This is a genomic window from Pseudooceanicola pacificus (assembly GCF_009789075.1).
In the GTDB taxonomy this organism is placed as follows: domain Bacteria; phylum Pseudomonadota; class Alphaproteobacteria; order Rhodobacterales; family Rhodobacteraceae; genus Pseudooceanicola; species Pseudooceanicola pacificus.
Map to the genome: position 1 here is coordinate 155,757 of NZ_WNXQ01000008.1, position 25,294 is coordinate 181,050.

The following is a 25,294-nucleotide window of genomic DNA, read 5'->3' on the forward strand; positions in this document are numbered from 1 at the left end:
AGGAGACATTCATGGACCTGGGGATCGCGGGGCGCCGGGCGCTTCTCACCGGGGCGAGCCGGGGCATGGGCCGGGCCTGCGCCATGGCGGTGGCCGCCGAGGGCGCGCAGGTCACCATCGCCGCGCGCAACGCCGAACAGCTTGAGCAGACCGCGGCGGAGATCCGCGCGGCCACCGGCGCCAAGGTCGGCTGGGTGGCCGCGGACGTCACCACCAAGGACGGCCGCGCCGCGATCATAGAGGCCTGCCCCGAGCCGGACATCCTGCTCAACAACGCCGGCGGCATGGCCCCGGGCGACTTCCGCGACTGGGATCGCGACGAGTGGATCGCCGCGGTCGACCTGATGATGCTGCCGCCGATCATGATGATGCGCGCGCTGGTGGACGGCATGATGGAGCGTGGCTGGGGCCGCGTGGTCAACATCGTCTCGCGCAGCGTCAAGATCCCGCAGCTGGAACTTGGCCTGTCGAATGGCGCGCGTTCGGGTCTGGTGGGCTTTACCGCCGGCCTGTCGCGGCAGACCATCGGCAAGGGGGTGACGATCAACAACCTGCTGCCCGGCATCTTTGACAGCGCCGCACAGCGCGAACACATCGAAGGCATGCTGGAACCTGGCGGGCCGAGCTACGAGGAGGTCCGCGCCCTGCGCGCCGCGTCCAACCCGGCGGGGCGCTACGGCCGCCCCGAAGAGATCGGTGCCTATTTCGCCTTCATCTGCTCGCAGCATGCGGGCTTTGTCACCGGGCAGAACCTGCTGGTGGATGGCGGCAGCTATCCCGGCACCTACTGAAAGCGCAGCCATGAAGATCGTCGTCATCGGCGGGGGCGTCGTCGGCGTCACCTCGGCCTGGTATCTGACAAGGGACGGTCACGAGGTGACCGTGCTGGAGGCCCGCGAGGGCGTGGCGCTGGAAACCTCCTTTGCCAATGCCGGGGGCGTCTGCCCCGGCTTTGCCGGACCCTGGGCCGCGCCCGGCATGCCGCTCAAGGCGGCGGGCTGGATGTTCAAACCCTCGGCGCCGCTGAAGATCCGGCCGCGCGCCTCGCTGTCGCAATGGCAGTGGCTGGCGCGCTTCGTGGCCAATTGCACCGCCGCGCGCTTTGCCCGGAACAAGGCCCAGATGCAGCGCACCGCGCATTTCTCGAAAGCCTGCCTGATGCAACTGCGCGAGGAGACCGGCATCGCCTACGACCACGGCACCGGCGGCGTGCTGCAGATCTTCCAGACCGGCGAGGAGGCGGCGGGCGGTCGTCGCGCGGCCGCGGTGCTGGCAAAGCTGGATATCCCGCACCGCCTCCTGTCGCCGGGAGAGGTGCTGGAAGTGGAGCCGGGGCTGGCGTGTTCGGACGTGCCGCTGGCGGGGGGGCTTCGGCTGACCACCGACGAGACCGGCGATTGCCACCTTTTTACCAGGGCGCTGGCCGGGCTGATCGAGCAGGCGGGCGGACGCTTCCGGTTCCGGGCGCGGGTCGCGGGGTTCCGCAAGAGCGCCGGACGGATCGAGGCGGTGCGCCTGGAGGATGGCGAAGAGATCGCGGCGGATGCGGTGGTCATGGCGACAGGGCCGTGGATCGACCTGCTCCGCCCGCTTGGGATCCGCCTGCCGGTCTACCCGGTGAAGGGCTATTCGATGACCGCCGAGATCGCCGACACCGAGGCGGCGCCGCGTTCATCGGTGATGGACGAGCATTCCAAGATCATGATCACCCGGCTCGGCACCCGGCTGCGCGCGGCGGGGGTCGCCGAGCTGGCGGGCTTTGATCGCTCCATGCCCGAACCGGTGCTGCGCAGCCTGCGGGCGCGCGTCGAACAGCTGTTTCCCGGCGCGGCCCGCTATGACGACGCCACGTTCTGGCACGGTTTCCGCCCGATGACGCCCTCCGGCCCCAGCCTCGTGCAGCGCACGGCCTTTGCAAACCTCTTCCTGAACCTCGGCCACGGCTCGAACGGCTGGACGCAGGCGGCGGGCACAGGGCGGATGCTTTCGGATCTGATCGCCGGTCACACCCGCTAGACCATCGTTGGTCAGGCCCGGGACAGAGTGATTGGCCTGCGGAACCTCCGGTTCCGGACGGAACGCGGCAACGCCATGCTCGGTCAGCCCGAACCCCGACATGTGCTTAGCGCCGGGCAGGTCGCAGCGGGCCACGGTCTGCCCGGCCGGGCAGGGATCTTATTGTCACTTCTAAAATCATATACGATTGATCATTTCATGTATCTTAGCTAAGATCGGCAAACGAAAGGGGGACATCCATGATGCGTTCGAAATCAGATGAACTCTACCTGCGCATGCGCGCGGATATCCTGACGCTCAAACTCGCGCCGGATGCGCCCCTGCGCCTGCCCGCCATGGCACAGCGGTACGACGTGGGCGTCACGCCGATCCGCGAATGCCTCAACCGGTTGAGCACGGAAAAGCTGGTCGTGATCGAACACAACAAGGGGTTTCGCGTGGCGGGTATCTCTCTGGATGAGCTGTTCGATCTGGAACACAGCCGCAGCGCCATCGAAGGCAGCCTGTTCCAGCGGTCTGTCCTGCGTGGCGATGATGCCTGGGAGGCGCGCGTCATCGGCGCCTATCATCAACTGTCGAAAACGCCCGCCATGTCCGTCACCGGCAGTCCGGAGGATATCGCGCTCTGGAACAGGCGCCACAAGGCCTTTCACGACGCGCTGATCGGTGCCGCGGACGCGCCCTGGATGCAGCATTTCCAGCGCCAGCTGACCGATCAGCTTGGCCGCTACCAGCTGTTCATTCAGTCGGGGTTGCGGGACCTGTTCGAAAGTCATCCCGACAACGCCCCGCGGATCGCGGACATCTATGCGCAGGCGATGGCGCTCGACCCGCATGACGCGCTTTACGATATCGCGGTGACGCGGGGCGCGGACCGGGCCCGGCCCGCGTTTGAACAACACGTCAACCTGACCATCCGCGCGTTTCAGCACCTCGGCACGCTGCTCCCTTCGGGCGCGCCGGTGGCAACGACACTCCAGACCCGGAACTACGAGGCCAGACCATGACGGCTTTTGACCCCTCCAGCGACGGGGCGCAGATGTCCTTTGCCAAGGACATGTCCTACATCGACTATCTCGCGCTCGATCCCATTCTGGGCGCGCAGAACCGGCAGTCGGATGCCCATGACGAGATGCTGTTCATCATCCAGCACCAGACGTCCGAACTGTGGATGCGCCTGGCCCTGCATGAGCTCTCGGTCGCGCGCGATGAACTGGCCAGGGGGAATTTCCCGCCGGTCTTCAAGATGCTCACCCGGGTCGCCCGGATCTTCGAACAGCTCAACAACGCCTGGGATGTTCTGCGCACCATGACCCCCAGCGAATACACCGCCTTTCGCGAGGCCCTGGGCAAATCATCGGGCTTTCAGTCCCATCAATACCGGCTGATCGAATTCATTCTGGGCAACCGCAACACCGCCATGCTGAAGGTGCACGAACACCGCCCCGAACTGCACCTCATGCTGACACAGGAACTGGGCCGGAAATCCATGTATCACGTGGCGCTGGATCAACTTGCCGCCCAGCTTGGCCTCACCTTCGATCCTGCTGTCTACCGCCTCGACCAGCCTCATCAGGCGGATGAGGCCGTGATGGCCGCCTGGACCAGGGTCTATCAGGCACCAGAGCAGCATTGGTCGCTTTACGAGCTCGCTGAAAAGCTGGTCGATATGGAGGATTATTTCCGCCGCTGGCGGTTCAATCACGTCACCACGGTCGAACGTATCATCGGGTTCAAACGCGGCACCGGCGGCACGTCCGGTGTCAAATACCTGCGCAAGATGCTCGAAGTCGAACTCTTCCCCGAGCTCTGGAACCTGAGAGGTCAGCTATGAACGCCACCACCCGAACCCTCCCCGTCAAGGAGCGTTTCCACTTGCCCAAGGGCGTGATCTATCTCGACGGCAACTCTCTGGGTCCGCTGCCCAGGGGCACCACCGAACGGGTCCAGCAGATGATGGAGCAGGAATGGGGTGACCACCTGATCACGGGGTGGAACCGCGATGGCTGGATGGAACAGCCCGCCCGCGTCGGCAACCGGGTGGCGCGCCTGATCGGCGCCCCCGCCGGCAGCGTCACCATGGGCGATACGCTTTCGGTGAAGGTCTATCAGGCGCTGTCGGCAGCCCTGAAACTGCGCCCCGCCCGCCGCGTGATCCTGTCCGACAGCGGCAACTTCCCGTCCGACCTCTACATGGCGCAGGGGCTGATCCGGCAGTTGGGTCAGGGCTACACGCTCCGCGTGGTCGCGCCCGAGGAGGTCGCCGGTGCGATGGACGACACCGTCGCCGTGGCCATGATCACCCAGGTCGATTACCGCACCGGCCGGATGCATGACATGACCGCCATCACCCGGGCCGCCCATGCGGCCGGGGCGATCATGCTTTGGGATCTGGCGCATAGCGCCGGGGCGGTGCCTGTCGACCTCGCCGGATCCAGTTGCGAATTTGCCGTCGGCTGCACCTACAAATACCTCAACGGTGGTCCCGGCGCCCCTGCCTTCATCTACGCCCGCGAGGATGTCGCCGCCGAAATGCAGCCCGCGCTTGCCGGCTGGCTGGGGCATGACGCCCCCTTCGCCTTTGAGCCCGAGTATCGCCCGGCCCCCGGCATCGCCCGCATGCGCGTCGGCACGCCCCCGGTGATCCAGATGACCGCGCTGGAACAGGCGCTGACAGTCTGGGACGGCGTCGACATGCAGGACGTGCGCGCGGCGAGCATCCGCCTGTCCGAGCTCTTCATCAAGGAGGTCGAGGCCAACTGCCCCCAATTGCGCCTTGCCAGCCCCCGCGACCCCGCGATGCGCGGCAGCCAGGTCTCCTTTGCCTTCGACGATGGCTATGCCGCGATGCAGGCCCTTATCGCGCATGGGGTGATCGGCGATTTCCGCGCCCCGGACATCATGCGCTTTGGCTTCACTCCGCTCTACCTGGATGAAGAGGACGTGAGGCAGGCAGCCCGGATCCTGACGCGGATCCTGACAGACCGCCTCTGGGACGCGCCCGAGTTCAGGACGAGACACCAGGTGACCTAGGTGTTCAGTCCCGGCACCTGGCGCCGCGGATCGCGCGATACATGCTCCCGCGGCTCTACGTCCGGACCGACGCATTGCCGCGCGATCCCTCGGGCAAGGTGCAGAAACGGCGGCTGCGGGCACCCTACTGGGAAAGCGCGGACCGGGCGATCTGACAGCGCGGGTCAGCGGCGGATCGGCTGTTCGTTGACCCATTTGCTGGGATCGTCGGCATCCAGCGCCTCGACCAGGTTGCGGTGCACCTTGTCCATCAGGCCAAGCAGCGTCTTGATCTCGGTCGCGCTCATACCCTTGAAGGAGACGTCGTTGATCTCCTTCGCGAGACCAGAGAGCAATTCACGGTTCGTGCGGACGGAATCCTTCAGCCAGACCTTCTTGGCCCGCCGATCGTTCGGGTCCTGGCCGCGCCGGACCAGCCCCGCGACCTCAAGCCGGTCGACCATCCCGCTGACCGCCACGGTCCCGATGCTGAGTCGTTGCGCCAGCTCCTTCTGGGTCATCCCGTCCCTGTGCAGCAGCCAGTTCAGCAGGAAGACCTGCGCCGAGGTCAGGTTGTGGGGCGCCAGGCGCTTGTCCGTCAGCCTCAGCCGCTGACGGGCGACACGCTGGAAGATGAACCCGGGTTCCAGATCCTGCTGTTTCTGCTCGCTCATTCCGCCGCCAGCGTCTCTTGGTTGAACGCAAGATGCCTGGCAATTTCGCTGGCCGGAGCGTCGAGGCCTCCGGCGATCGCCGTCCACAACGGCCCCGCCCTCTGGCCGATCACCGCCGCGACCTTGCCGGTCACCCGGGCTTCGATCTCTGCGGGCGCGAAGCGGGTCATCAGGTCATGCCCTGCCTCGGCATCCGTGCCATCCCGCATCACGATCCGGACCGTCGCGGCGGTGTCGGCGATCCCGGGATCGGAGTCCACCCGCACCCGCGCGGCAAGAGCCCCCAGCGAGGGGTCGGACGCCACCGCGTCGGTGAAACTTTCCGGATCCGCGGTCAGCACCCGCGACAGGACCATGGCGGCCAGCCGGGTGTAGCTGAATTTCACCTCCAGCCCGGTGCGCGGCTGCTTGATGTCACAGACCTTCAGCCAGCGCGGGTGCACCGTGACTGTGATCGCCTCGACCGCCTGCGGAGAGAGCCCGGACCGGTCGCGAAGCTCCTGCAGCGCCTCGATCATCGCATGCGTGCCGTGGCAGCAGGCGTGGAGCTTGTAGCGTATGTCATCGAACAGGAACTGCCCCGGCGCTGGCACCGGCGTCGGAGCAGGAGCGTCGGAATGCGTTGGCAGAAAGCCCTGCGGTCCGGCCAGCCCGTCGTCGGCCGATGTGAGCCCAAGCGCGGCGAGCCGCGCGCATTCCACGCCGTTGGACGCGGCGAACCCGGCATTGAGCGGCTTGCCCATGGTGCCGAACTGGCTTTTCAGCCCGCTGGCCCGCGTCGCGCAGAGGCCGAGGGCCGCGCGCATCTGGGCGCGCGTCAGTCCGAAGAGCCTGCCCGCCGCGACCGTGGCCCCGAAGGCACCGGCGGTTGCGGTCTGGTGGAAGCCGCGTTCGTAATGCCCCGCGCCGAGGGTGACGCCGATCCGGATCGCGCTCTCCGCGCCGACGAGAAAGGCGGCGATCACCTCTGCCAGACTTGCATCCGTCATCTCCCCGGCCGCCAGCGCGGCGGGGAAGATGCCGACCGATAGGTGGCCGATATGGGCGAAATGGGTGTCGTCGTAATCCAGCGCATGCGAGATCGTCCCATTCGCCAGCGCCGCCGCCCGCGCGGGCATCCGCGCGCCGCCAAACGCGGTGGCCGCGGCGGTCCCGCCTTCGCCCTGCACAAAGTCCAGGACATGGCGCGTGACAGGTTCCCCGGCCGCGCCCAGCCCGCAGGCCAGCCAGTCGAAAAACGACAGCCGCGCCAGCCGCAGCGATGCCTCGGGCAGCCCCTCGGGCGGAGTGGCGGCGAGGTCGAGAATTTCGTCGGTCAGCCCCATGTCATGCATCCTTTCATTTGCCCATCCGGCCCTGATGGCATCCCGTCATGCCACCCGACCGGTGGCCCTGGCGATGTCGTCACCGCTCAACCCGAGATCGCCCAGCACCGCGTCCGTATCGCTGCCCGGCGCCCGGCCCGGCGGCGGCACGGGGGGCGCGGCACGGGCGAAGCGCGGGGCGGGCCGCGGGGCGCCATCCTGTCCGAATATGCCACGCGCGGCGTTGTGCGGATACTCCGGCGCGTCGTCCGGGCCGGGCTGGCCCGGCCCTTCGCTGCCCATCAGACCGGGTCCCAGGTGAAGATGTCGCCCGAGCGGTCCAGCGGGTAGAAGTCCGACTTCATCGCCGGCAGGGCATGGTCCCGCACCGTCTCCGGCGTCCAGCCTTCCGAGCGATGCGCCGAACGGATCGGGCGCGGCTGGCTGAACAGGAAGATTTCGTTGTTGCGCACACCGAAGATCTGGCCGGTGACGTCGCAGGTCGGATCCGCCAGCGCCACGCAGAGCGGCGCGATCTTGGCCGGCGTCATCTCCCTGATCCGCTCGACCCGGGCCTTCTCGGCCTCGGTCTTGGCGGGGATGGTTCCGATCAGGCGCGACCAGGCAAAGGGCGCGATGCAGTTCGAGCGGACGTTGAACCGCGCCATGTCGAGCGCCAGGGATTTCGACAGCCCGACGATCCCCAGCTTGGCGGCGGCATAGTTCGCCTGCCCGAAGTTCCCGATCAGGCCGCTGGTCGAGGTGAAGTTGATGAAGCAGCCCGAGGCCTGCATCTTGAACTGAGCGGCCACGGCATGAGCCATGTTGAAGCTGCCCTTCAGGTGTACCGCGATCACCGAATCCCAGTCTTCCTCGGTCATCTTGTGGAAGATGACGTCGCGCAGGATGCCGGCGTTGTTGACCACCACGTCGATGGCGCCGAATTCGTCCATCGCCTGTTGGTACATCGCCTGGGCGTCCTCGGGCCTGGCCACGTTGCCGAAATTGGCCACCGCCTCGCCGCCCGCCGCCCTGATCTCGTCCACGACCTCCTGCGCGGGGGTCGCGTCGGCGCCCGCGCCGTCTGCCGCGCCGCCCAGGTCGTTCACGATCACCCGGCCCCCGCTCTTCGCCATCATCAGCGCGATGTCCCGTCCGATCCCCCGGCCCGCGCCGGTCACCACGACCACTTTTCCGTCAAGCATGCTGCTTCTCCCTTTGTTCGTCGGTTCCAGGCCGTTTTTAATTCCCCTGTGTATTGTTCACAAGCGAATTACATCGGCGCCAATTGCGCTCGCAGATCCGGGCGCGAATCCCAGGGGAGGAGGCTGACGCGAACGGCCTGCTCTGCGACACCGTCCCCGAGGAATACGGCGGTGCCGGCGCGCCCTTCCCCATATCGTCCGGCCAGAGCTGGCTACCACCGCTCCTCGGTCGTCATGACGACGGTGGCCGCGGCGCTGAACATGCCGCCGACGCCGTGCACGACCGAAAGCTTCGCGCCCTCGACCTGCGCCGGGGAAATGCCGCGCATCTGGCGCACCGCCTCCTGCAGGGCGTACATCCCGTACATGCCCGAATGCATGTAGGACAGCCCGCCGCCGTTGGTGTTCAGCGGCAGCTTGCCGCCGGGGCGGGTGTTGCCCTCGGCGATGAAGGCGCCACCCTCGCCGCGGCCGACAAAGCCAAGGTCCTCCAGCCCGTAGACCGGCAGATGCGCGAAGGCGTCGTAGATCATCAGGTGGTCGACATCCGAATGGCCGATGTCCGCGCTCTCGAAGGCCGCCTTGCCGGAGAGACGGAAGGCCCTGGAAGACGAGAAGCTCTCCATCTGAGAGATCATCGGCCCCTCGGCGCTCTCGCCGCCGCTGCCGCGCAGGTAGACCGGCCTGGTCGGGAAGTCCTTCGCCCGCTCGGCGCTCGTCAGGATCAGCGCGCCGCCGCCATCCGAGACGAGGCAGCACATCAGCAGCCGGAACGGATAGGCGATCATCTTCGAGGTCAGCACGTCATCCACCGTGATCGGGTCGCGCATCGTGGCACGGGGGTGGAAGGCGGCCCATTCCCGCTGAACCACGGCGACCATGGCCAGCTGCTCCTCGGTCAGGCCGTCATCCTTCATCTTGCGCAGCACCGGCAGGGTGAAGCGCGAGGGCGGCACGAGGGGGCCGTAGATCGACTCGAACTCCTGCTGCTGCATCGACGGAAAGATCGGCCGATGATTGCGGTTGTTCGACCGCCCGCTCTCGCCGTGGGTGACGAGTACGGTCGTGCAGAGCCCCTGTTGAATGGCGGCCGCCGCGTGACGCACCAGCGTGATGAAGGAACAGCCCCCCACGCTTGTGCCGTCGTACCAGCTGGGCGTGATGCCGAGGTACTGGGCGATCTCGGCCACGTCATGCCCGCCGGTGGCGATGCCGTCGATATCTGCCGGCGTCAGCCCGCAGTCGGCCATCGCGTTCAGCGCGGCATCGGCATGCAGGCCGGTCTGGCTCAGCTCGGGCACCTTGCCCAGGCGGGTGGTCTCGGCGGCGCCGACGATGGCGATGGTTGCGCGGCTCATGCGGCACCTCCCTTGCGGGGCCTGAATTGCGGGACGGCGATGTCGCCGCGTTGCTCGAAGGTGACCTCCAGCGGCATGTCCAGGACCAGCGCCTCGGGCTCGGCCGGGCAATCGAGGATGTTGGAGACCATCTTCACGCCCTCCTCCAGCATCACCACCGCCACGGTGAACGGCGGTTCGTAGCCCGGCGCCGGGAGGTGATTGATGATGTAGGAATGCAGCGTCCCCTTGCCCGAGGCCTCGATGACCTCGACGTCCCGGCTGCCGCAGGTCGGGCAGAACGGGCGCGGCGGGAAATATGCCTTGCCGCCGCAGGGGGTGCAGGCGTTGAGGAGGAGTTTGCCCTCCTTCGCGCCGTCCCAGTAGAACCGGGTCTCCGGGTAGATCGTCGGTACCTGTCTCTCGCTCATCTCGTTCTCCCTCAGCCCAGGCGGGCCAGTCCGTTGTTCAGCACGACCACGTCGCGTTCGACCACCCGCGCGCGGAAGCTCACCGCGTCGCCGTCGCGCCACATCTCGGTGCGGATCGTCTCACCCGGGTAGACCGGGGAAGAGAACCGCAATTGCAAATGCTTCAGCGCCGACGGATCGCCATCCGCCAGTGCGGCCGTGATCGACCAGGACGCCACGCCCAGCGTCGAAAGTCCGTGCAGGATCGGCTGCTTGAACCCCGCGCCGGTCGCGACCTCAGGGTCGGCATGCAGCGGGTTGTAGTCGCCCGAAAGCCGGTAGATCAGCGCCTGGCCGGGCAGGGTCTTGTGATCGAACACCGCCTCGGGCTCGCCTTCCGGCATGGCGTGGACGTCCTTGACCGGCCCCGAAGGCCCGCCAAAGCCGCCGTCGCCGCGCGCGAAGCTGGTGCCTTCGACGGTGGCGATCAGGGTGCCGGTCGCCTTGTCGGTCATCCGCCGCTCGGAATAGAGCAGCGCGCCCTTGCCCTCGCCCTTGTCGATGATGTCGACGATCCGGGTCTCGCCCAGGATCGTGCCCTCGGGCGGCAGGGGCGCGTGCAGGGTAAAGCTCTGCTCGCCATGCAGGATCTTCTGCCAGGTCAGCCCGGTGTCCGGCTCCATCGCCCAGAAACCCGGCCCGGCCAGTACGTTGACCATCGAGGGCAAAGCGCAGAACCCCGGGTCACGTTCATAGGTCGCCCTGAGATGCGCCGCATCCAGCGGATCCGCCCCGAGGCCCAGCCCGAGCGCATAGAGGATCGTGTCGCGCGTCGTGTAGCTCTGCTCAACCGGCGCGAAAGCCCGCGCCTTCAGTCTATCGTAGTCGATCATCTGCCCTCTCCCTTGGCTGCCCCGGCGATGGCCAGTCCGGCAATATATTACGTATGCGAATAATACGCGTACGAATGCAATGTCAACGCGATCTGCATGTAACACGAGATGGGCATCGATCGGGCGGTCCGCAGTTCCCGGACTGATTTGCGACGCAGACGATGGGGGCGATCTCCTCGCTGTCGATCCGGGCGACGGCCCGGGGCGCGGGGGCCGGCGGCCTCGACGTACCGGCGCGCGGTGTGGCAAGACACCTTGTATTCACAAAAGAATCGGCGGCGGCGGAATGAGCGAGCATAAGCAGCAGGACCTGGAACCGGGTTTCATCTTTCAGCGGGTCGCGCGGCAGCGGCTGCGGCTGTCCGACAAGCGGCTGGCGCCCTACAACCTGACATCGGCTCAGGTGTTCCTGCTGAACTGGCTGTTGCACAAGGACGGGCTGACCCAGAAAGAGCTGGCTCAGCGGCTGACCGTCGGGACCGTCGCGGTCAGCGGCATGATCGACCGGCTCGAGTCGGCGGGGCTGGTCTTCCGAACCGAGGACCCGAACGACCGGCGGGCCAAGAAGGTCTGGCTGAAGGAGTCCGTGCGGACCAACCGCGCGCTGCTGTCGGGTATCGCGAAGGAAATTAACGATGTCTCCTTCATGGGCATGAGCGATGACGAGATACGGACGCTCCTCGGCCTGATGGACAAGGTGCGCCGCAACCTGGCCGAGGCCCTCGACGCCGACGACCCCAGCAAGTGGGTTAACGAACAGCCGATCCACTGGGTGACCGCCGCCAGTCAGGTCGCCCGGTGCGACCCCTCCCCTTAGGGCGCGCGCAGCCGTCGTTTTGCACCTTGCCCGACGGGTCGCGGGGCAAGGCGTCGGTCGGCAGGGACAGGCGCGGCCGCGGGCTTTGCCGCGGGATCGAGTTCGTGGCAGACCGCGCCACGAAGGCCCCGTTTGAGCAGTCCCTGGGTGTGGCGGGCAAGGTCAAGTAGGCGGCCTTTGCCGAGGGGCTGATCTGTTACCCGATGCCCGGCACGCGCGACGGACGCCACGGCGACCCCGTGCTGCTGGCCCCGCCCTTCATCGCCACAGAGGCCGAACTGGACGAGATGGTGGATCGCCTTGCGCGGGCCGTGGACAGGGTGCTGTCCGGGTTCTGAGACCGGACCAAAGAGGCCGGTGTGTCACCGTTGCCCGGGATCGCACCGGTTTCCAACACCCGGCGGATTGGCCGAACCTATCTGATACCGGACCGCATGAAGCTCTCGATGATCTGTCGGTGCAGGACCAGGTAAAGCAGAAGGATCGGCAGCGAGGCCAGCGTCGCCGCCGCCATCAACGCGCCCCACTGGTTGCCTTCCTGCGTCATGAACATCTGCAGGCCGATCTGCACCACTGTATCCTCGATCCGGCGTGTCAGCAGGAGGGGCCAAAAGTATTCGTTCCAAGCCGATATGAACACCAGCACGCCAAGAGAGGCCAGCGGAGCGCGGAGGTTCGGCACAACCACCTCGCACAGAACGCGGAAATGACCCGCGCCATCCATCCGCGCCGCGTCGATCAGATCCTTCGGGAAACTGCGCATGGCATTGGTGAGGACCAGCACCGCAAAGGCGGCGGCGGCGTTCGGGATCACCAGACCGGCGATCGTGTTCAGAAGTCCCAGTTGCGTCGCCAGGACATAGTTCGGGATCATCGTCAGCTGGAAGGGGACCAGCCAGCTCAACGCGATCAGCCCCTGGGCAACGGACGCCCCCCGGAACCGCCAGCGCGTCAGCGCATAGGCGGCGCAGAGGCCGGTCAGCACCTGTGCCGTCGCTGTCGCCGCTGCCATGGCGAAGGTGTTCCACAGGATGCGGATCATCGGGATCGCGTCGAGCACATAGGCGTAGTTTTCGAGGCTGGGCGAGGCCGGCCAGAGCCGGGTCGAGAAAATCTCGTTCTCGGGCTTGAGCGAGGTCACGACCATCCACCAGACCGGGAAGACCGCGAGCAGTGAGAGCACGATCATGGGCACGTGCACAGAGAGGCGGCGGGCATCAGCCTTCATGTACGGCAAACCTTCTCATGAGCCAGAGGCAGAGGACGGCGATGACGCCGAACCCGGCGAATGTGAGTATCCCGGCTGTGGCGCTCCATCCGGCGGAATAGGACTGAAAGCCGTAGTCCCACATCAGGTAGAAGACGTTGGTCGTGGATTGCAGCGGTCCGCCCCCGGTCAGGGCGTTGATGTAGACGAAGCTCCACTGCGCGCCGAAGAGGATGGTCATCATCGTGAGCAGCAGGATGGTCGGCGAGAGAAGCGGCAGGCGGATGTCGCGGATCACCTGCCAGCGGGTCGCGCCGTCCATCCGGGCGGCCTCGACATAGCCGGGATCGATGGACCCGTTGGCGGCCGAAAGAAGCAGGGTGGCAAAACCGATCAGCTTCCACCCCGTGATCCAGACCAGCGTCCAAAGCGCGATGGAGGGGTCCTTGAGGAACCCGACCGGGCTGAGGCCGACCGTTTCGAGGACGGCATTGACCAGCCCGTGGTCGTCATTCAGAAGCCACCGCCAAAGGACGGCGGCGACAATCGGGGCGATGATCATCGGAATGAAGATCAGGCTGCGATAAAGGTTGCGGAACGGCGCGGAGAGGTCCTGAGTCAGCATCGCGACGGCCGTAGGCAGCACGACCGACAGCGGAAGCAGACCAAGGATGTAGAGCACCGTGTTCCAGGCGGCGCGCCGCATCTCGGGCAGGGTCAGGAGATTGGCGTAGTTGTCCAGGCCGACATAACGCGGGGTGGCTGTGGGCAACATGTTCCACTGAAAGAAAGACAGATAAAGGGCCTCGATCAGGGGCCAGTAGATCCAGACGACAAGCGTCGCGAGCGTGGGCGCGAGATAGACCCAGGGCTGCAGGACGACGCGGCGGGCCGTGGCGCGCCCGGGCATGGCGTTGGTGATGTCGAAGGTCTGGACCATGGATTTATCCGGCTGGAGTCAGGCGCGGACCGGGGATGGTCCGCGCCATTATCGTGGGTGCTTATCCGTCTGCCGGCATAAGCGCCTGGCCCCGTTCCTGCGCGGCCTTCAGCACCGCGACCGGATCGCCGGAGCCCAGGACGGCCTCGGCGGCAGCGTCCTTCATCATGCTCTCCACCTGCCGGTAGTTCGGTCCGGGGAAAGCCACGTTGGGCGTGAGGCGGGTCAGCTGTTCGAGGTTCGGCAGGATCATCGGGTTCGCCTCGACCCAGTCTTTCAGATACTGCGGGTCATCCACGATATCGAGGCGCAGGGGCAGGTAGCCGATTTTCGACGTGATCTGCGTGTAGGCGTACTTCGATGTGAGGAACTTCGTCAGTTCCCAAGCCGCGCGCTGCTTGACCGGGTCCTGGCTCAGCACGAACAGCGCCGAGCCGGAGTTGGTCGGCGCGGTCGGCTTGTCGCCGAAGGACGGCATGGCGGCGACGCGCAGTTCAAAGTTGCCCTCGGCGGCCTTCTGCATCCGCGACTGGATGGCGGAGGTGAAAAGGAACATCCCCAGATCGCCCGAGGCGAAGGTATCCATATGGGCGGCCACGTCGATGTCGGCATAGGCGCCGCTGTCGCGCAGGTCGCGCAGCATGGTCACGGCCCCGGCGGCGGCGGGTTCGGCATAGGTCAGCTTGTTGCCCTCGCGGACCTTGCCGCCGTTCGACATCACCAGGGACTGGTAGACAAAGGTGCCGTCGATCGGGCCGAAGGCGCCGGGAAAGAAGCCGTGCTTGCCGGTTTTCTCGTGGATCGCGATGCCGGCCGCCTTGACCTCGGCCCAGGTCCGGGGCGGCTGGTCGGGGTCGAGGCCCGCGGCGCGGAAGAGGTCGGCGTTGATGAACATCACCGGGGTGGAGAAGGTGTAGGCAAGCCCGTAGGTCTTGCCGTCCACCCGGCCGAGGGCGAGGCCGTTCGGCACCATGCCTTCCGCATGCACGGCAAGCTCGTCTCCGGCGAGGTCCTCAAACGGCTGCGCACCGAGGTCCTTGGCGGCATAGATCAGATCGCGGAACACCAGTTGCGCGACGTCGGGCTGCTGGCCCGCGACGATGTCGGCCTGAACGCGGCTGAGGATCTCGTTTGACGGCGCAGCGACCGGTTCGACCGTGATGAGCGGGTTCGCAGCCATGAAGTCGGCGATCAGCCCCTCGGTCGTCTCCTTGCCCAGCCCGGCGGAGGCGAGGTTGTAGGAGTAGAAGGTGATCGTTACCGGTTCGGTGATCGTGGCGGCCATCTCGGCCCTGGCAGCGGGCGCGGCGAGCATCGTCGCGGCCAGGGCCGCACTCAGTGAGCGTGTCATGCACAATCTGCGGAGCATGGGTTTCCTCGTTGGTTGAAGGGAAGAACGGTCAGCCCGGTAGGGTGTCGGTCGTTGCGGGCGTGCGGAAGGCGGCCATTGCGTCCGCGTCCCGGGCCAGGGCCCGGTCGCGCAGCATGGCGAGGGGATAGGTGTTCAGCTCGGCGCGGTCCGATGGCAGGGGCACCAGCGCCACGGTCAGGCCCGACGGGCGCAGCGTGCCGACCCCGAACGAGCCGCCGCGAACCATACGCAACTCTTCGGTGGCGAGGATGTCGGTTGCCGCGTGCTGACCCTGGCCGACGATCACCGGGATGCCGTGCCAGGAGGAGAAACGATCGTGGTGGATATGCCCGCAAAGCATGCCGACGACATTTTGCCCAAGAAGCATCTCCGCCAGCCGCTGGCTGTCTTCGAAGCGCAACTCGCGCCAGGGTGCGTCGCCCGCCGTCTCTCCAAGCGCCGGGGCGTGGTGGACTACGATCAGCCTGCGCAGGTCGGGATGGGTGGCAAGGCGGCCCTCCAGCCAGTCGAACTGCGCGGGCTCCAGCGCGCCGCCAATGGCGCCCGGCGTGGTGCTGTCGAGCGTGATGATATGCAGGTCGGCGATGACCCTGTCGTGATCGTAGGGGGCCGAGGGGTCGGTGGTCCGGCCTAGCATCCCCTCGTAGAAAGACGCGCGCGTGTCGTGGTTTCCAAGGGCGTAGACCACCGGAACCCCGCAGGGGTCGAGCATGGCCTTCAGGCGGCGGTAACTTTCCACATCGCCCGCGTTCGAAAGATCGCCGCTCGCCACAATGAAATCCGGGCGCGGCGTCACGCGCGCCATTTCCGCCTGGATTGCCGCCATCGTCTCTTCGGTATCGGAATGCAGATGCGGGTCGTCCGCGCTGCCGATGTGCAGGTCGGTCAGATGGATGAAAGTGATGTCTCGGGCCATGTCGCCTCGGTCCTTTCGGGAATGGAGTGGCGGAGGGCAGCGCGCTGGCCGTTCTCCTTGAGAAAGCAGTGGGCGACGCCGGAGGGGAAGCTGATCGCGAAGCTCCGCGTTGGCAGCGGGGCGCCGGCCGGGACCGACAGGGTCAGGTCGAACCCCGCGCCATGCGCATGCAGATGCACCTCGGTCCCGACATCCTCGCTGATGTCGGGGGTGAACGAGGGGCGGCATGCATCCGACGCAGCGGCAACCACATCGGCCGGGCGCACGCCCAGTTCGACCGCGGTTCCGGGGGCCAGCGCCCAGACCGCATCCGGGCAGGGGTACCAACCGCCCGGCGCCATCGCCCGCCCGTCCTCGTCGATCAGTGCAGGAAACATGTTTATGGCAGGGGCCCCGATGAAGCCCGCGACAAAGCGGGTGGCGGGCTGGCGGTAGATCTCTTGCGGGGTGCCGACCTGTTCGATCCTGCCGGCGTTCATCACAACCATCCGGTCGGCCATCGTCATCGCCTCCAGCTGGTCATGCGTGACGAATATCGAGGTCGTGCCGAGATCGCGGTGCAGTCGCTTGATCTCAAGCCGCAGTTGCGCCCGCAGCTTGGCGTCGAGGTTGGACAACGGCTCGTCGAACAGGAAGACGCGCGGCGACCGGATCATTGCCCGTCCCATGGCGACCCGCTGGCGCTGCCCGCCGGACAGTTCGTGCGGCTTGCGGTCAAGAAGGGCGCCAAGCTCCAGCGTCGCAGCGATCCGTGCGACCCGTTCGCTGCGTTCGCGACGCGGCACCCCGGCGACCTTCAGCCCGTAGGCCATGTTCCCGGCCACGCTCATGTGCGGATAAAGTGCGTAGTTCTGGAAAACCATGGCGCACCCGCGCTGCCCCGGCTGCGTCCATGTCACGTCCTGCGCCCCGATGGCGATACGGCCCTGGGTGACGTCCTCAAGCCCGGCGATCATGCGCAGAAGCGTTGATTTCCCGCACCCTGACGGTCCGAGGATCACAAGGAACTCCCGCTCTGCGATCGACAGGTCCAGGTCCTTGACCACCTCGGTTTCGCCGAACCGTTTCCGGATGCCTGTCAGTTCAATCCCGGTCATGCCTGAGCCCCTGTCATTTGCGGCGGACCATGGGTTGAGACGGTCACATGGTCATGACAGCCCTTGACCGCTGGTCGACAGAAGATCTCGCCGGGGCGGCACATGGGGACTCAAGCGGATGGCAAGGCAACCAGATACCTGCCATGCTCGATGCGGTTGCCCGGTTTCGACGCACCGGCGCGAGTGATCGGCCGTCGTAAGGCGATGGTTTCCTTGGGCGACACGGACCGGAGACACGCAGATGACGACGCCAGCCGCCGATGCGATTCTTGATGCAGCCACCGAGCTGCTGATGGAGGCGAAGACGCTTGATGAAGTCACGGTCCGCAAGATCGCGCTTCGGGTCGGCACAAGTCACACGGCGATCAACTATCATTTCGGCAGTCGTGACCGGCTGATCCGTCGGGTGATGGAAAAGACCTACCTGAAATTCAATGCCGAACGGCTGACCCGCCTGCAATCCGCCAGTTTTCGCGCAAAACCCGGCAATCCAAGTGTGGCCGCCGTTCTGGACGCGTTTCTGGAACCTTCGGTGAGATGGGCGTCCGATCCGTCGACCGGCTACGGCATTTTCAGGCACTTCGATCTGGTGTCCAGGTCGTCCTCCGACAAGGCGGTGCGCGATTCAAACCTGTTCGAGGTCAATGTCCATCGCCAGTTCATAGACGCGCTGCGCAAGGCCGCCCCGTGGTTTTCCGCAGAGGAAACCGGCTGGCGTCTCTTCACGATCCTCGGGATGCGGCACCTGGCGATCAATGACTCGGCCCGAGGTCAGATGCTTGCGGGCGACCTGTTCGACCTGCGTGACCCGGACGCCCTGCTGGCCCACCTGGTCAAGGCAGGCGAAGCCCTGTTTGAGCGGCCTCGCACCACGCCTGTGCGCAGGCTTTCGGTCAAGGCACCCGGCCGGGTTTGACCAACGGTCAGCAAACGTCACACATGCGCGCCGCCGCTCGGATATACCGATGCAATGGAACCCAACGCTCACCGTCTTCCCTGGCATTTGTCCGTCGATCCGCACCGGATCGGCGACGCGATGCTGTCACAGGTCGAACTGGCGCCGATAGAGGACGGCGAGGCCCGGTTTGCCATCGAAAGTTTCGCGCTGTCGGCCAATAACGTGACCTACGTCCTGACCGCGGGCGCGTTTCGCTACGACAAGCTGTTCGCCGGCCCGGGCGGTCGCATGGTCCCGCCGGTCTGGGGGTATGCGACGGTGGTCGAAAGCCGTTCGGAGCTCCAGATTGGCTCCAGGTGGTATGGTCTGTGGCCCGCTGGGTCCCATCTGACCGTGCGACCCAAGATGACGCGCGGCGGATTTCGTGACGTTGCTGCGCGACGCAGACCGCTCAACCCCCTGTATAACGGCTATCTGCCCGGTGGACCGGGCGAACCGCGCGAACAGATCACGCAGGCATCGCTTCGACCCCTGCATTTTCTTGCCTATGTGGTCAGTCGTGACCTGCAAGATGAGCTGAAACGCTATTCTCAGGTCGTCGTCACCAGCGCATCGAGCAAGACATCAACCGCGCTGGCATGGGAGTTGCGCGCGTTGAATCCAATCGGCCTGACGTCTGCCCCGCGCATCCCTTTCGTCCGAGGGACAGAATTCTGGGCCCGTGTCCTGCCCTATACGAGTCCTTCGGAGATCGGTGCAGGTTCAGTCGTGGTTCTGGATGTGGCTGGCGACGAAGATATCGTCACGGCCATTCGCGAGCGCGCAGATTCTGGCGACACGCGCGTGATCGGCATAGGATTCACGCATCCGGATGCCGCAGGGTCGTCAGAGCGCGATGTGTTCTTCGCGCCTGACCGGGTCGGCGCCCTGGTCGCGCGCGTCGGTGCAACGGCCTTTGAAACCGATCTGGAAGAGAGTGCCCGCGAATTTCTCAGACGATCTGCCGCGACCTATGACGTCAATCAGGTGGCGCCGGACAAGGTGGTGCAACTGTGGACCGAAATTGCGCAAGGCGCGGTGGATGGATCGCTTCTCAACGGATGTGTGGCGAACGAGAGGTGATCCATGCCCCTCAGCGGTTTTGCACGCGGGAACCACAAGCGGGCCTATGGCTCTCACCGGTCTTGGCGCGGGCTGCAGGGGCCAAGCCGATGAAACCCGTACCCTGCAGGATTGAGACGTCGAAGGCCCCGGGGGCCCTCTTGCAGACGTCAGCACCGGCGGCGCTGTCCGGGCAGGGCGATATTGGCAAGAGCCACGCAATTTCCGACACCTGCCGTCAATGGCTTGCCGCGGATCGGGACAGGCGCCCCTGGCTCTGCCACTCGGCCTGATTTGGGCTGCGCTGTCAGGCGTGAGGGTCATACCGCCTGCCGTGGATCGCTGCTGAGATCGGGGCACGAGTCGCCGGGCAGCATCGGGAAATCCGGCGTCCAGAGCCATCTGGCGTGGCCCGACGCTGCGGAGCGCCGCGAACTTCGGAGCGCATCGCCGGACCGCGGCGCGCCGAACTGCCGATAGGCAAGGGCCGCATAACAGACTGGAACTGATCCACAATTGGCCGCCGCAAAGGCGAAGTCGCCGACCGGGGGGTGCCATTTTTGTCAGGCCGGCGCGGCGAGGGCACCCGGCGGACACAGATTATGGCTTGATATCTCGGTTGCATGACGAAATTATAATACAATAATGTCATACAAGGAGGTATCATGAACCGTCGTCTTATGCTTGCCACTGCAAGCCAAGCTCTCGCTCTGCTGGCCCTTGCCGGATCCGTTCAGGCTCAGACATATCCCGATCGCCCCGTGACCCTTGTCGTGCCCTTTTCCCCGGGTGGCGGCACGGACCTGCTGGCGCGCCTCGTGTCCACCAAGCTTGAAGCGTCCCTGGGCGCGCCTGTCGTCGTGGACAACCGTCCCGGTGCCAGCGGTGCGGTGGCTGGTGCATACGTGATGTCGCAGCCGGCAGATGGTTACACGCTGCTGTTCGGCACTTCGTCGACCAACGCGATTTCGCCTGTCCTTCACGATGACAAGATGGGCGACATGATCGGCAACTTTGAACCCGTCAGCCTTGTCGCAAACAGCGCGCTGATCCTCGCTGTCCCGGCAGACTCGCCGATCACGGACCTCAAGGGCTATGTCGCTGCATCGGCTGAACAGCCGATCACCTACGGCACCTTCGGTGTCGGTTCGACGCCGCACCTGCTGGGAACATTGTTTGCCTCGGAATCCGGCGCTGATCTGATCCATGTGCCCTACAAAGGGTCGGCGCCTGCGGTTGCAGACGTCACCGGCGGCCATATCGACAGCGCCTTCCTGACCGTGACGGCGCTCACCGCCTCGATCAAGGATGACGCCCTGCGCGGTCTGGCCGTCGCGGCCCCGGAACGGCTAAGCCAGTTCCCCGATATTCCGACTTTCGCCGAAGACGGGTTCGACGGTCTGGACGATGCGGGCTGGTTCGCGATCTTTGCCCCCAAAGGCGTGTCGAAAGACATCCGCACACAGGTGTCGGACGCAGTGCGCACCGTTCTGGAAACGCCCGAAGCCCAGAAGGAATTCGCAAATCTTGGCGTGACGGCCCAGGGCAGCACACCGGATGAGCTTGCCCAGAAACAGGATGCCTCGGTCGCGCTGGTCAAGGGCATTCTGTCCCAGACCGGTATCGACGTTTTCAAGTAATCCGAAAGGTCAGAGACAAGATGCCTTACGAAATGATCGCCGACTACACGATCCGGCGGTGGTATGTTCAGGAACAGGAAATCCTGACCAATGAAACCTACCAGCCCGACGCTGGCGCGCCCCTGCGCAAGATCCTGATCGCAGCAGCGATCAGGAACCCCTACGCAGGGCGGTTCAGCGCGGATCTCGGCGAGATTGTCGATGGCAGCGACAAGCTGGGCGAAGCGTTCGCCCAGCGTATTCTCGCGGCTCTCGGCGGCGCAAAGGCAGAAAGCTATGGCAAGGCCTGTGTGGTAGGCGCGGCCGGCGAATATGAACACGGCAATGCGTTCATCACCGCCCGTTTCGCCACGCCGATCCGCGCGGTTCTGCCCGGAGCCAAGGAATGGATCCCGTCCACCGGCAAGCGCAGCGGGCCGGGTGCGCTGATTGATATCCCCCTGGCACATATGGCGGAGCTTTACGCGCGCTCGTTCTATGACACGATGACGGTCCATTTCGATGACGCGCCCAACCCGGACGAAATCATCGTGGCCTTTGTCGTCGCAACGCGCGGTCGCATTCATGCCCGTCTCGGCGGCCCCGAGGCGCCCGCCGCCGGGTAAGCGGAAAACCACGGCAAGGCCGGCAAAACGCAAAGGAAAGGTCATGGACCAGGCACGCTCTCACTTCGTTCAGATGAACGGAATGCGATTTCACTACCTGACATGGGGCGATCCCTCATGCCCGCTGCTGATCTGCCTTCACGGGCTGCGCAGCTATGGGGGCACGTTTGCGGGCCTTGCCGAAACGCTGAGCGACCGCTTCCACGTGGTCGCGCTTGACCAACGCGGGCGCGGCGAGTCCGACTGGGACCCTGACCGCAATTACTTCGCCCTGGATTACGCCGCCGACCTGGACGCCTTGCTTGACCATCTGGGCGCCGAAACGGCCCATGTGCTCGGGCATTCCATGGGCGGCATCAACGCGCTGGCCTATGCGCTCGACAAGGGTGACCGCTTTGCCTCTCTCATCCTCGAAGACAGCGGCCCCGAGGCTGCGGACAAGGAAAGTGCCGGTATCGAACGCATTCTGAACGAGCTGCGCACCACACCGCTGTCCTTTGACACCATCGCCGAAGCCCGGGCTTTCTGGCGGTCGATCCGCCCGAATGTCACGGACGAGGCCATTGAATCGCGGGTCGCGAATTCGATGAAACAGGCCGACGGCAAGATTGTCTGGCGTCACGATCAGGCCGGGATCGGCGCATGCCGGATCGCACAGGCCGAAACGCGGCCGAACCCGGATCTGTGGCCGGCCATCGAACGGCTGACCTGCCCGGTCCTGGTGCTGCGGGGGGAAAACTCGGACTATCTCGACAGGGCCCGCGTCGCGCGCATGCGCGCTGCAAACGCCAATGTCCATGCACAGGACATCACCGGGGCCGGGCATTATGTGCACGACGACAATCCGGTAGAATTCAACACCGCGGTCGGCGCATTCCTCGACCGTGTGATCGCGAACAGGACTTGAGGGGGCAGGATGACCGAAGCCAGGGCAGAGACAGACCGGGGCCGCGGCGAAAGCGTCAGGGAACGTGTGAGCAATGCTCTGCGCACCGACATCACGATGGGGGTCTTCGTGCCGGGCCAGCGCCTGTCCGAGGCCGAGTTGTGCGCCCATCTCGACGCGTCGCGCACATCGGTCCGGGAATCGCTGCGCCAGCTGGAAGCGGAGCGCCTCATCGAGATCCGCCCCAATCGCGGGCCGGTGGTCGCCAGGCTCGACTGGCAGGAGGCAGAGCAGATTTACGACGTGCGCGAAATGATCGAACCCGAAGTCGTGCGGCTGTTCTCGCTCACTGCCACCGATGAGCAATTGAACAGCATGCAGGCCGCGCTCACCGAGTTCGAAGAGGCCTCTTCCAGCGGCCTGCACCCGAACCTGCTGATCCAGACCACCACGGCCTTTTACGATGTGATGTTCCGTGGCTGCAGCAACCAGATCCTGGTCGAAATCCTGCGCGGTCTGCTGGCGCGGGTAAACCTGCTGCGATCCCGCTCCATGTCCCAGGCCGGGCGGCCAAAGGAAAGCCTGCGGGAAATGCAGTGCATCCTCGAAAACATCCGCGCCTCGGACACGGCGGGCGCGCAGGCGGCCGTCGTCACGCACATTCGCAATGCCCGCGCCCACGCGCAGGCGGCCATGATGGCCGACGCCTGAAACGGCGCGGCCCGATCCATCCAACCCCACGCAACCAGAGGCGCCTCATGCAACCCAAGCTCAACCGAGATGCCCTGAGCGGTCTGCTGTTGTTCCTGATCGGGGCCGCTTTCGCCTATAGGGCGGTGTCCTACGGGGTCGGCAGCGCGGCGCGGATGGGGCCAGGCTATTTCCCGATCATGCTGGGCATCGCCCTGATGTGCGTCGGCGGCGCGATCGGCATCGGCGGGCTGCGCCGCGCGTCGGCCCCCCTGATCATTCCCTGGCGCGAACTGATCCTGATCGTCCTCAGCGTGGCGAGCTTTGCGATCTGCATCGGGCGCTTCGGGCTGTTTCCCGCACTTGTCGCCTCTGGCCTGCTGGCCTGTCTGGCGGACAAGGACACCAACCTGCGCCGGATGATCGGCGTCATCCTGTTTTCCTGCGTTCTGGTCTGGCTGGTCTTCGTCGTCGGCCTGAATTCCCCCGTAGCGCTGATCAAGGGTGTCATCTGATGGAACTGTTTTCGCTCGGGTTTGCATCGCTCACGATGGCGTCGATACTTTACTGCTTCGCCGGCGTCTTCCTCGGCACGCTGATCGGAGTGCTGCCGGGCGTCGGCGCGCTGTCGGCCATCTCGCTTCTCATGCCTGTCTCGTTCTACCTCGATCCGACAACGGCGCTGGTCTTCCTGTCAGGCATCTACTACGGCGCGGAATATGGCGGCTCCACGGCCTCGATCATGCTGAACCTGCCGGGCACGTCCTCCAACGCGATCACCTGCCTCGACGGCTATCCGATGGCCCAGAACGGCAAGGCGGGGGTCGCTCTGACCGTGACGACCTATGTGTCCTTTGTCGGGGGCACGGCGGGTATCCTGCTGTTGACCTTCCTGTCCCCCGTCATCAGCCGCTTGGCGGTCGCGGTCGGCCCGTCGGAATATGCGGCGATCCTGTTGCTCAGCATCATCATGGCCGCCACGATCTCGGACGGCCCGCCGATGAAGGGGATCGCAATGGTCGTCTTCGGCGCCTTGCTCGGCACGATCGGCATCGACGTGAACAGCGGCGCCTATCGCTTTACCTTCGGGGAACCGGAACTCTTCGATGGCATCAGCCTGGTGGCCCTGGCCCTCGGGACATTTGGTGTCGGCGAAGTCATCTTTGCGATCAGCGCCCAAAAGGCGCGGGGTCCGATGCCCAAGGTCACATGGCGTTCGATGATCCCCAGCCGGGCCGAATTTCTCAAGACGATCCTGCCAATGTCGCGCGGTACGGCCGTTGGCAGCGTCGTCGGCCCGCTCCCCGGCGCGGGCCCGACCATCGCGTCGCTCATCGCCTATGCGGTAGAGAAAAAGGTCAGCCGCACCCCGGGGCGGTTCGGCAAGGGCGCGATCGAGGGGATTTCCTCACCCGAGGCGGCCAATAATGCGGCCGTCCAGACCGCATTCATCCCGACCCTGTCGCTGGGTATCCCCGGCAGCCCGACGATGGCGATCATGCTTGGCGCCCTGATGATCCACGGAATTTCCCCGGGGCCGAACTTCATAGCCGAGCAACCCGAGATGTTCTGGGGCCTCATCGCCAGTTTCTGGCTGGGCAACGTGATCCTGCTGGCGCTGAACCTGCCCCTGGTCGGGATTTGGCTCTGGCTGCTGCGCATTCCCTATTCGATGATGTACCCCGTGATCATCGCGTTGATCTGCGCGGGCGTCTACACGCTCACCAACAGTTCCTTCGCGATCTGGATGGTCCTCGGGTTCGGGCTGGTGGGTTTCCTGCTGAGGCTGTTCGACTATTCGCCTGCCCCCTTGCTGATCGGCTTCATCCTGGGCCCCATGCTTGAAGAGAACCTGCGCAGGGCGCTTCTGATCCAGCGGGGCGATTACATCGAGATGCTGTCGCGCCCGGCTACTGCCGCGCTGATGCTGATCACGATCGGTGTGTTGCTGTGGGCCCTGCTGAAACGCTCTCCGCCGGTCCCATCCGGCGGTGCCGCCCAGTCAGGTGACGAGGACTGACGCGTTCCGCATCTGCGGTGCGCCATCGCGATGGCGGGCGGTGTCGTCTTCCCGCTTGCCGGGCCCACGCTCAGCCCGCGCGCGGCTGAATGCCAGGGAGCGCCCCGCGTCGCGCGGGGTGGCCGCCTTCAGCGATCAGATCACCGGCTCTTGCGCCAGCCCCTTGCCCAGGATCGGGCCGGTCGGCAGGTTTGTCGGCGACCCTCCGGCAGGCTCCACCGTGATCTCGTAAAGCTGCTGCGGATGCGGCGCGG

Annotated in this window: 25 protein-coding genes and 1 pseudogene; 15 read left to right on the top strand and 11 right to left on the bottom strand. The window is 65.7% G+C overall.

The genetic code is table 11. The annotated features are described in order from the left end of the window. The first annotated feature begins 11 nt into the window (after nucleotides 1-11). From GLS40_RS14035 to kynU, 5 genes are all read left to right on the top strand, one after another. The gene (locus tag GLS40_RS14035; protein WP_160383362.1) at nucleotides 12-791 is read left to right on the top strand and encodes an SDR family oxidoreductase; all 780 of its coding nucleotides are present in this window, start codon (nucleotides 12-14) and stop codon (nucleotides 789-791) included. A 10-nt stretch (nucleotides 792-801) separates the two neighbouring features. Further along, nucleotides 802-2,016, top strand: coding sequence for a D-amino acid dehydrogenase (locus GLS40_RS14040; protein ID WP_160383363.1), 1,215 nt, complete (start codon nucleotides 802-804; stop codon nucleotides 2,014-2,016). Between the two features lie 239 nt (nucleotides 2,017-2,255). After that, on the top strand, nucleotides 2,256-3,023 hold the full coding sequence (locus GLS40_RS14045) for a GntR family transcriptional regulator (protein WP_160383364.1): 768 nt from the start codon (nucleotides 2,256-2,258) through the stop codon (nucleotides 3,021-3,023). Continuing rightward, nucleotides 3,020-3,850 carry a tryptophan 2,3-dioxygenase gene (locus GLS40_RS14050; RefSeq protein WP_160383365.1) on the top strand — a complete coding sequence of 277 codons (831 nt, stop codon included), beginning with the start codon at nucleotides 3,020-3,022 and terminating at the stop codon, nucleotides 3,848-3,850. Before GLS40_RS14045 ends, GLS40_RS14050 begins: the two co-directional genes overlap by 4 nt. Then, nucleotides 3,847-5,049, top strand: a complete 1,203-nt coding sequence (gene kynU, locus GLS40_RS14055; protein WP_160383366.1) for a kynureninase — start codon at nucleotides 3,847-3,849, stop codon at nucleotides 5,047-5,049. The genes GLS40_RS14050 and kynU overlap by 4 nt, the downstream gene beginning before the upstream one ends. Nucleotides 5,050-5,213: 164 nt before the next feature. On the opposite strand, the gene GLS40_RS14060 is transcribed toward kynU, so the two are convergent. From GLS40_RS14060 to GLS40_RS14085, 6 genes are all read right to left on the bottom strand, one after another. Further along, nucleotides 5,214-5,702, bottom strand: a complete 489-nt coding sequence (locus tag GLS40_RS14060; RefSeq protein ID WP_160383367.1) for a MarR family winged helix-turn-helix transcriptional regulator — start codon at nucleotides 5,700-5,702, stop codon at nucleotides 5,214-5,216. Further along, a complete protein-coding gene (locus GLS40_RS14065) occupies nucleotides 5,699-7,027 on the bottom strand; it encodes an MmgE/PrpD family protein (RefSeq protein WP_160383368.1) in 1,329 nt (442 codons plus the stop codon). Before GLS40_RS14065 ends, GLS40_RS14060 begins: the two co-directional genes overlap by 4 nt. A gap of 281 nt (nucleotides 7,028-7,308) precedes the next feature. Next, a complete protein-coding gene (locus tag GLS40_RS14070) occupies nucleotides 7,309-8,211 on the bottom strand; it encodes an SDR family NAD(P)-dependent oxidoreductase (protein WP_160383369.1) in 903 nt (300 codons plus the stop codon). A gap of 212 nt (nucleotides 8,212-8,423) precedes the next feature. Next, on the bottom strand, nucleotides 8,424-9,569 hold the full coding sequence (locus GLS40_RS14075; RefSeq protein ID WP_160383370.1) for a thiolase C-terminal domain-containing protein: 1,146 nt from the start codon (nucleotides 9,567-9,569) through the stop codon (nucleotides 8,424-8,426). Then, nucleotides 9,566-9,979: a Zn-ribbon domain-containing OB-fold protein gene (locus tag GLS40_RS14080; RefSeq protein WP_160383371.1), complete on the bottom strand. Its 414-nt coding sequence runs from the start codon at nucleotides 9,977-9,979 to the stop codon at nucleotides 9,566-9,568. The genes GLS40_RS14075 and GLS40_RS14080 overlap by 4 nt, the downstream gene beginning before the upstream one ends. A gap of 11 nt (nucleotides 9,980-9,990) precedes the next feature. Further along, nucleotides 9,991-10,851 (bottom strand): MaoC/PaaZ C-terminal domain-containing protein, encoded by an 861-nt coding sequence (locus GLS40_RS14085; protein WP_160383372.1) that lies wholly within the window; start codon nucleotides 10,849-10,851, stop codon nucleotides 9,991-9,993. Between the two features lie 286 nt (nucleotides 10,852-11,137). Here GLS40_RS14085 and GLS40_RS14090 point away from each other — a divergent pair, with 286 nt between their 5' ends. Both GLS40_RS14090 and GLS40_RS18025 read left to right on the top strand, forming a co-directional pair. Continuing rightward, nucleotides 11,138-11,668 (top strand): MarR family winged helix-turn-helix transcriptional regulator, encoded by a 531-nt coding sequence (locus tag GLS40_RS14090; RefSeq protein WP_160383373.1) that lies wholly within the window; start codon nucleotides 11,138-11,140, stop codon nucleotides 11,666-11,668. Between the two features lie 65 nt (nucleotides 11,669-11,733). Beyond that, nucleotides 11,734-12,006, top strand: a pseudogene (locus GLS40_RS18025) (aspartate aminotransferase family protein); the annotation flags it as partial. 77 nt (nucleotides 12,007-12,083) lie between these two features. On the opposite strand, the gene GLS40_RS14100 reads toward GLS40_RS18025, so the two are convergent. The 5 genes from GLS40_RS14100 to GLS40_RS14120 form a co-directional block, all read right to left on the bottom strand. Further along, nucleotides 12,084-12,896, bottom strand: a complete 813-nt coding sequence (locus tag GLS40_RS14100; protein ID WP_160383374.1) for a carbohydrate ABC transporter permease — start codon at nucleotides 12,894-12,896, stop codon at nucleotides 12,084-12,086. Continuing rightward, nucleotides 12,886-13,815: a carbohydrate ABC transporter permease gene (locus GLS40_RS14105; RefSeq protein WP_160383375.1), complete on the bottom strand. Its 930-nt coding sequence runs from the start codon at nucleotides 13,813-13,815 to the stop codon at nucleotides 12,886-12,888. Before GLS40_RS14105 ends, GLS40_RS14100 begins: the two co-directional genes overlap by 11 nt. Before the next feature lie 61 nt (nucleotides 13,816-13,876). Beyond that, entirely contained in the window at nucleotides 13,877-15,166 is a 1,290-nt protein-coding gene (locus GLS40_RS14110; protein ID WP_202076171.1) for an ABC transporter substrate-binding protein, read from the bottom strand. A gap of 49 nt (nucleotides 15,167-15,215) precedes the next feature. Next, complete coding sequence (locus tag GLS40_RS14115; protein WP_160383377.1) at nucleotides 15,216-16,103, bottom strand: metallophosphoesterase; 888 nt, start codon at nucleotides 16,101-16,103, stop codon at nucleotides 15,216-15,218. Then, a complete protein-coding gene (locus GLS40_RS14120) occupies nucleotides 16,073-17,200 on the bottom strand; it encodes an ABC transporter ATP-binding protein (RefSeq protein WP_160383378.1) in 1,128 nt (375 codons plus the stop codon). Before GLS40_RS14120 ends, GLS40_RS14115 begins: the two co-directional genes overlap by 31 nt. A gap of 241 nt (nucleotides 17,201-17,441) precedes the next feature. Between GLS40_RS14120 and GLS40_RS14125 the strand changes: the two genes are divergently transcribed. From GLS40_RS14125 to GLS40_RS14160, 8 genes are all read left to right on the top strand, one after another. After that, complete coding sequence (locus GLS40_RS14125; protein WP_160383379.1) at nucleotides 17,442-18,116, top strand: TetR/AcrR family transcriptional regulator; 675 nt, start codon at nucleotides 17,442-17,444, stop codon at nucleotides 18,114-18,116. A 54-nt stretch (nucleotides 18,117-18,170) separates the two neighbouring features. Then, complete coding sequence (locus GLS40_RS14130; protein ID WP_160383380.1) at nucleotides 18,171-19,220, top strand: DUF2855 family protein; 1,050 nt, start codon at nucleotides 18,171-18,173, stop codon at nucleotides 19,218-19,220. Between the two features lie 644 nt (nucleotides 19,221-19,864). After that, nucleotides 19,865-20,839, top strand: a complete 975-nt coding sequence (locus GLS40_RS14135; protein ID WP_160383381.1) for a Bug family tripartite tricarboxylate transporter substrate binding protein — start codon at nucleotides 19,865-19,867, stop codon at nucleotides 20,837-20,839. 20 nt (nucleotides 20,840-20,859) lie between these two features. Beyond that, entirely contained in the window at nucleotides 20,860-21,444 is a 585-nt protein-coding gene (locus GLS40_RS14140) for an amino acid synthesis family protein (RefSeq protein WP_160383382.1), read from the top strand. A gap of 43 nt (nucleotides 21,445-21,487) precedes the next feature. Beyond that, nucleotides 21,488-22,351, top strand: coding sequence for an alpha/beta fold hydrolase (locus GLS40_RS14145; RefSeq protein WP_160383383.1), 864 nt, complete (start codon nucleotides 21,488-21,490; stop codon nucleotides 22,349-22,351). 9 nt (nucleotides 22,352-22,360) lie between these two features. After that, entirely contained in the window at nucleotides 22,361-23,041 is a 681-nt protein-coding gene (locus GLS40_RS14150; RefSeq protein ID WP_160383384.1) for a GntR family transcriptional regulator, read from the top strand. 47 nt (nucleotides 23,042-23,088) lie between these two features. Continuing rightward, nucleotides 23,089-23,535: a tripartite tricarboxylate transporter TctB family protein gene (locus GLS40_RS14155; RefSeq protein WP_160383385.1), complete on the top strand. Its 447-nt coding sequence runs from the start codon at nucleotides 23,089-23,091 to the stop codon at nucleotides 23,533-23,535. Next, entirely contained in the window at nucleotides 23,535-25,040 is a 1,506-nt protein-coding gene (locus GLS40_RS14160; protein ID WP_160383386.1) for a tripartite tricarboxylate transporter permease, read from the top strand. Before GLS40_RS14155 ends, GLS40_RS14160 begins: the two co-directional genes overlap by 1 nt. Nucleotides 25,041-25,294: the final 254 nt, after the last annotated feature.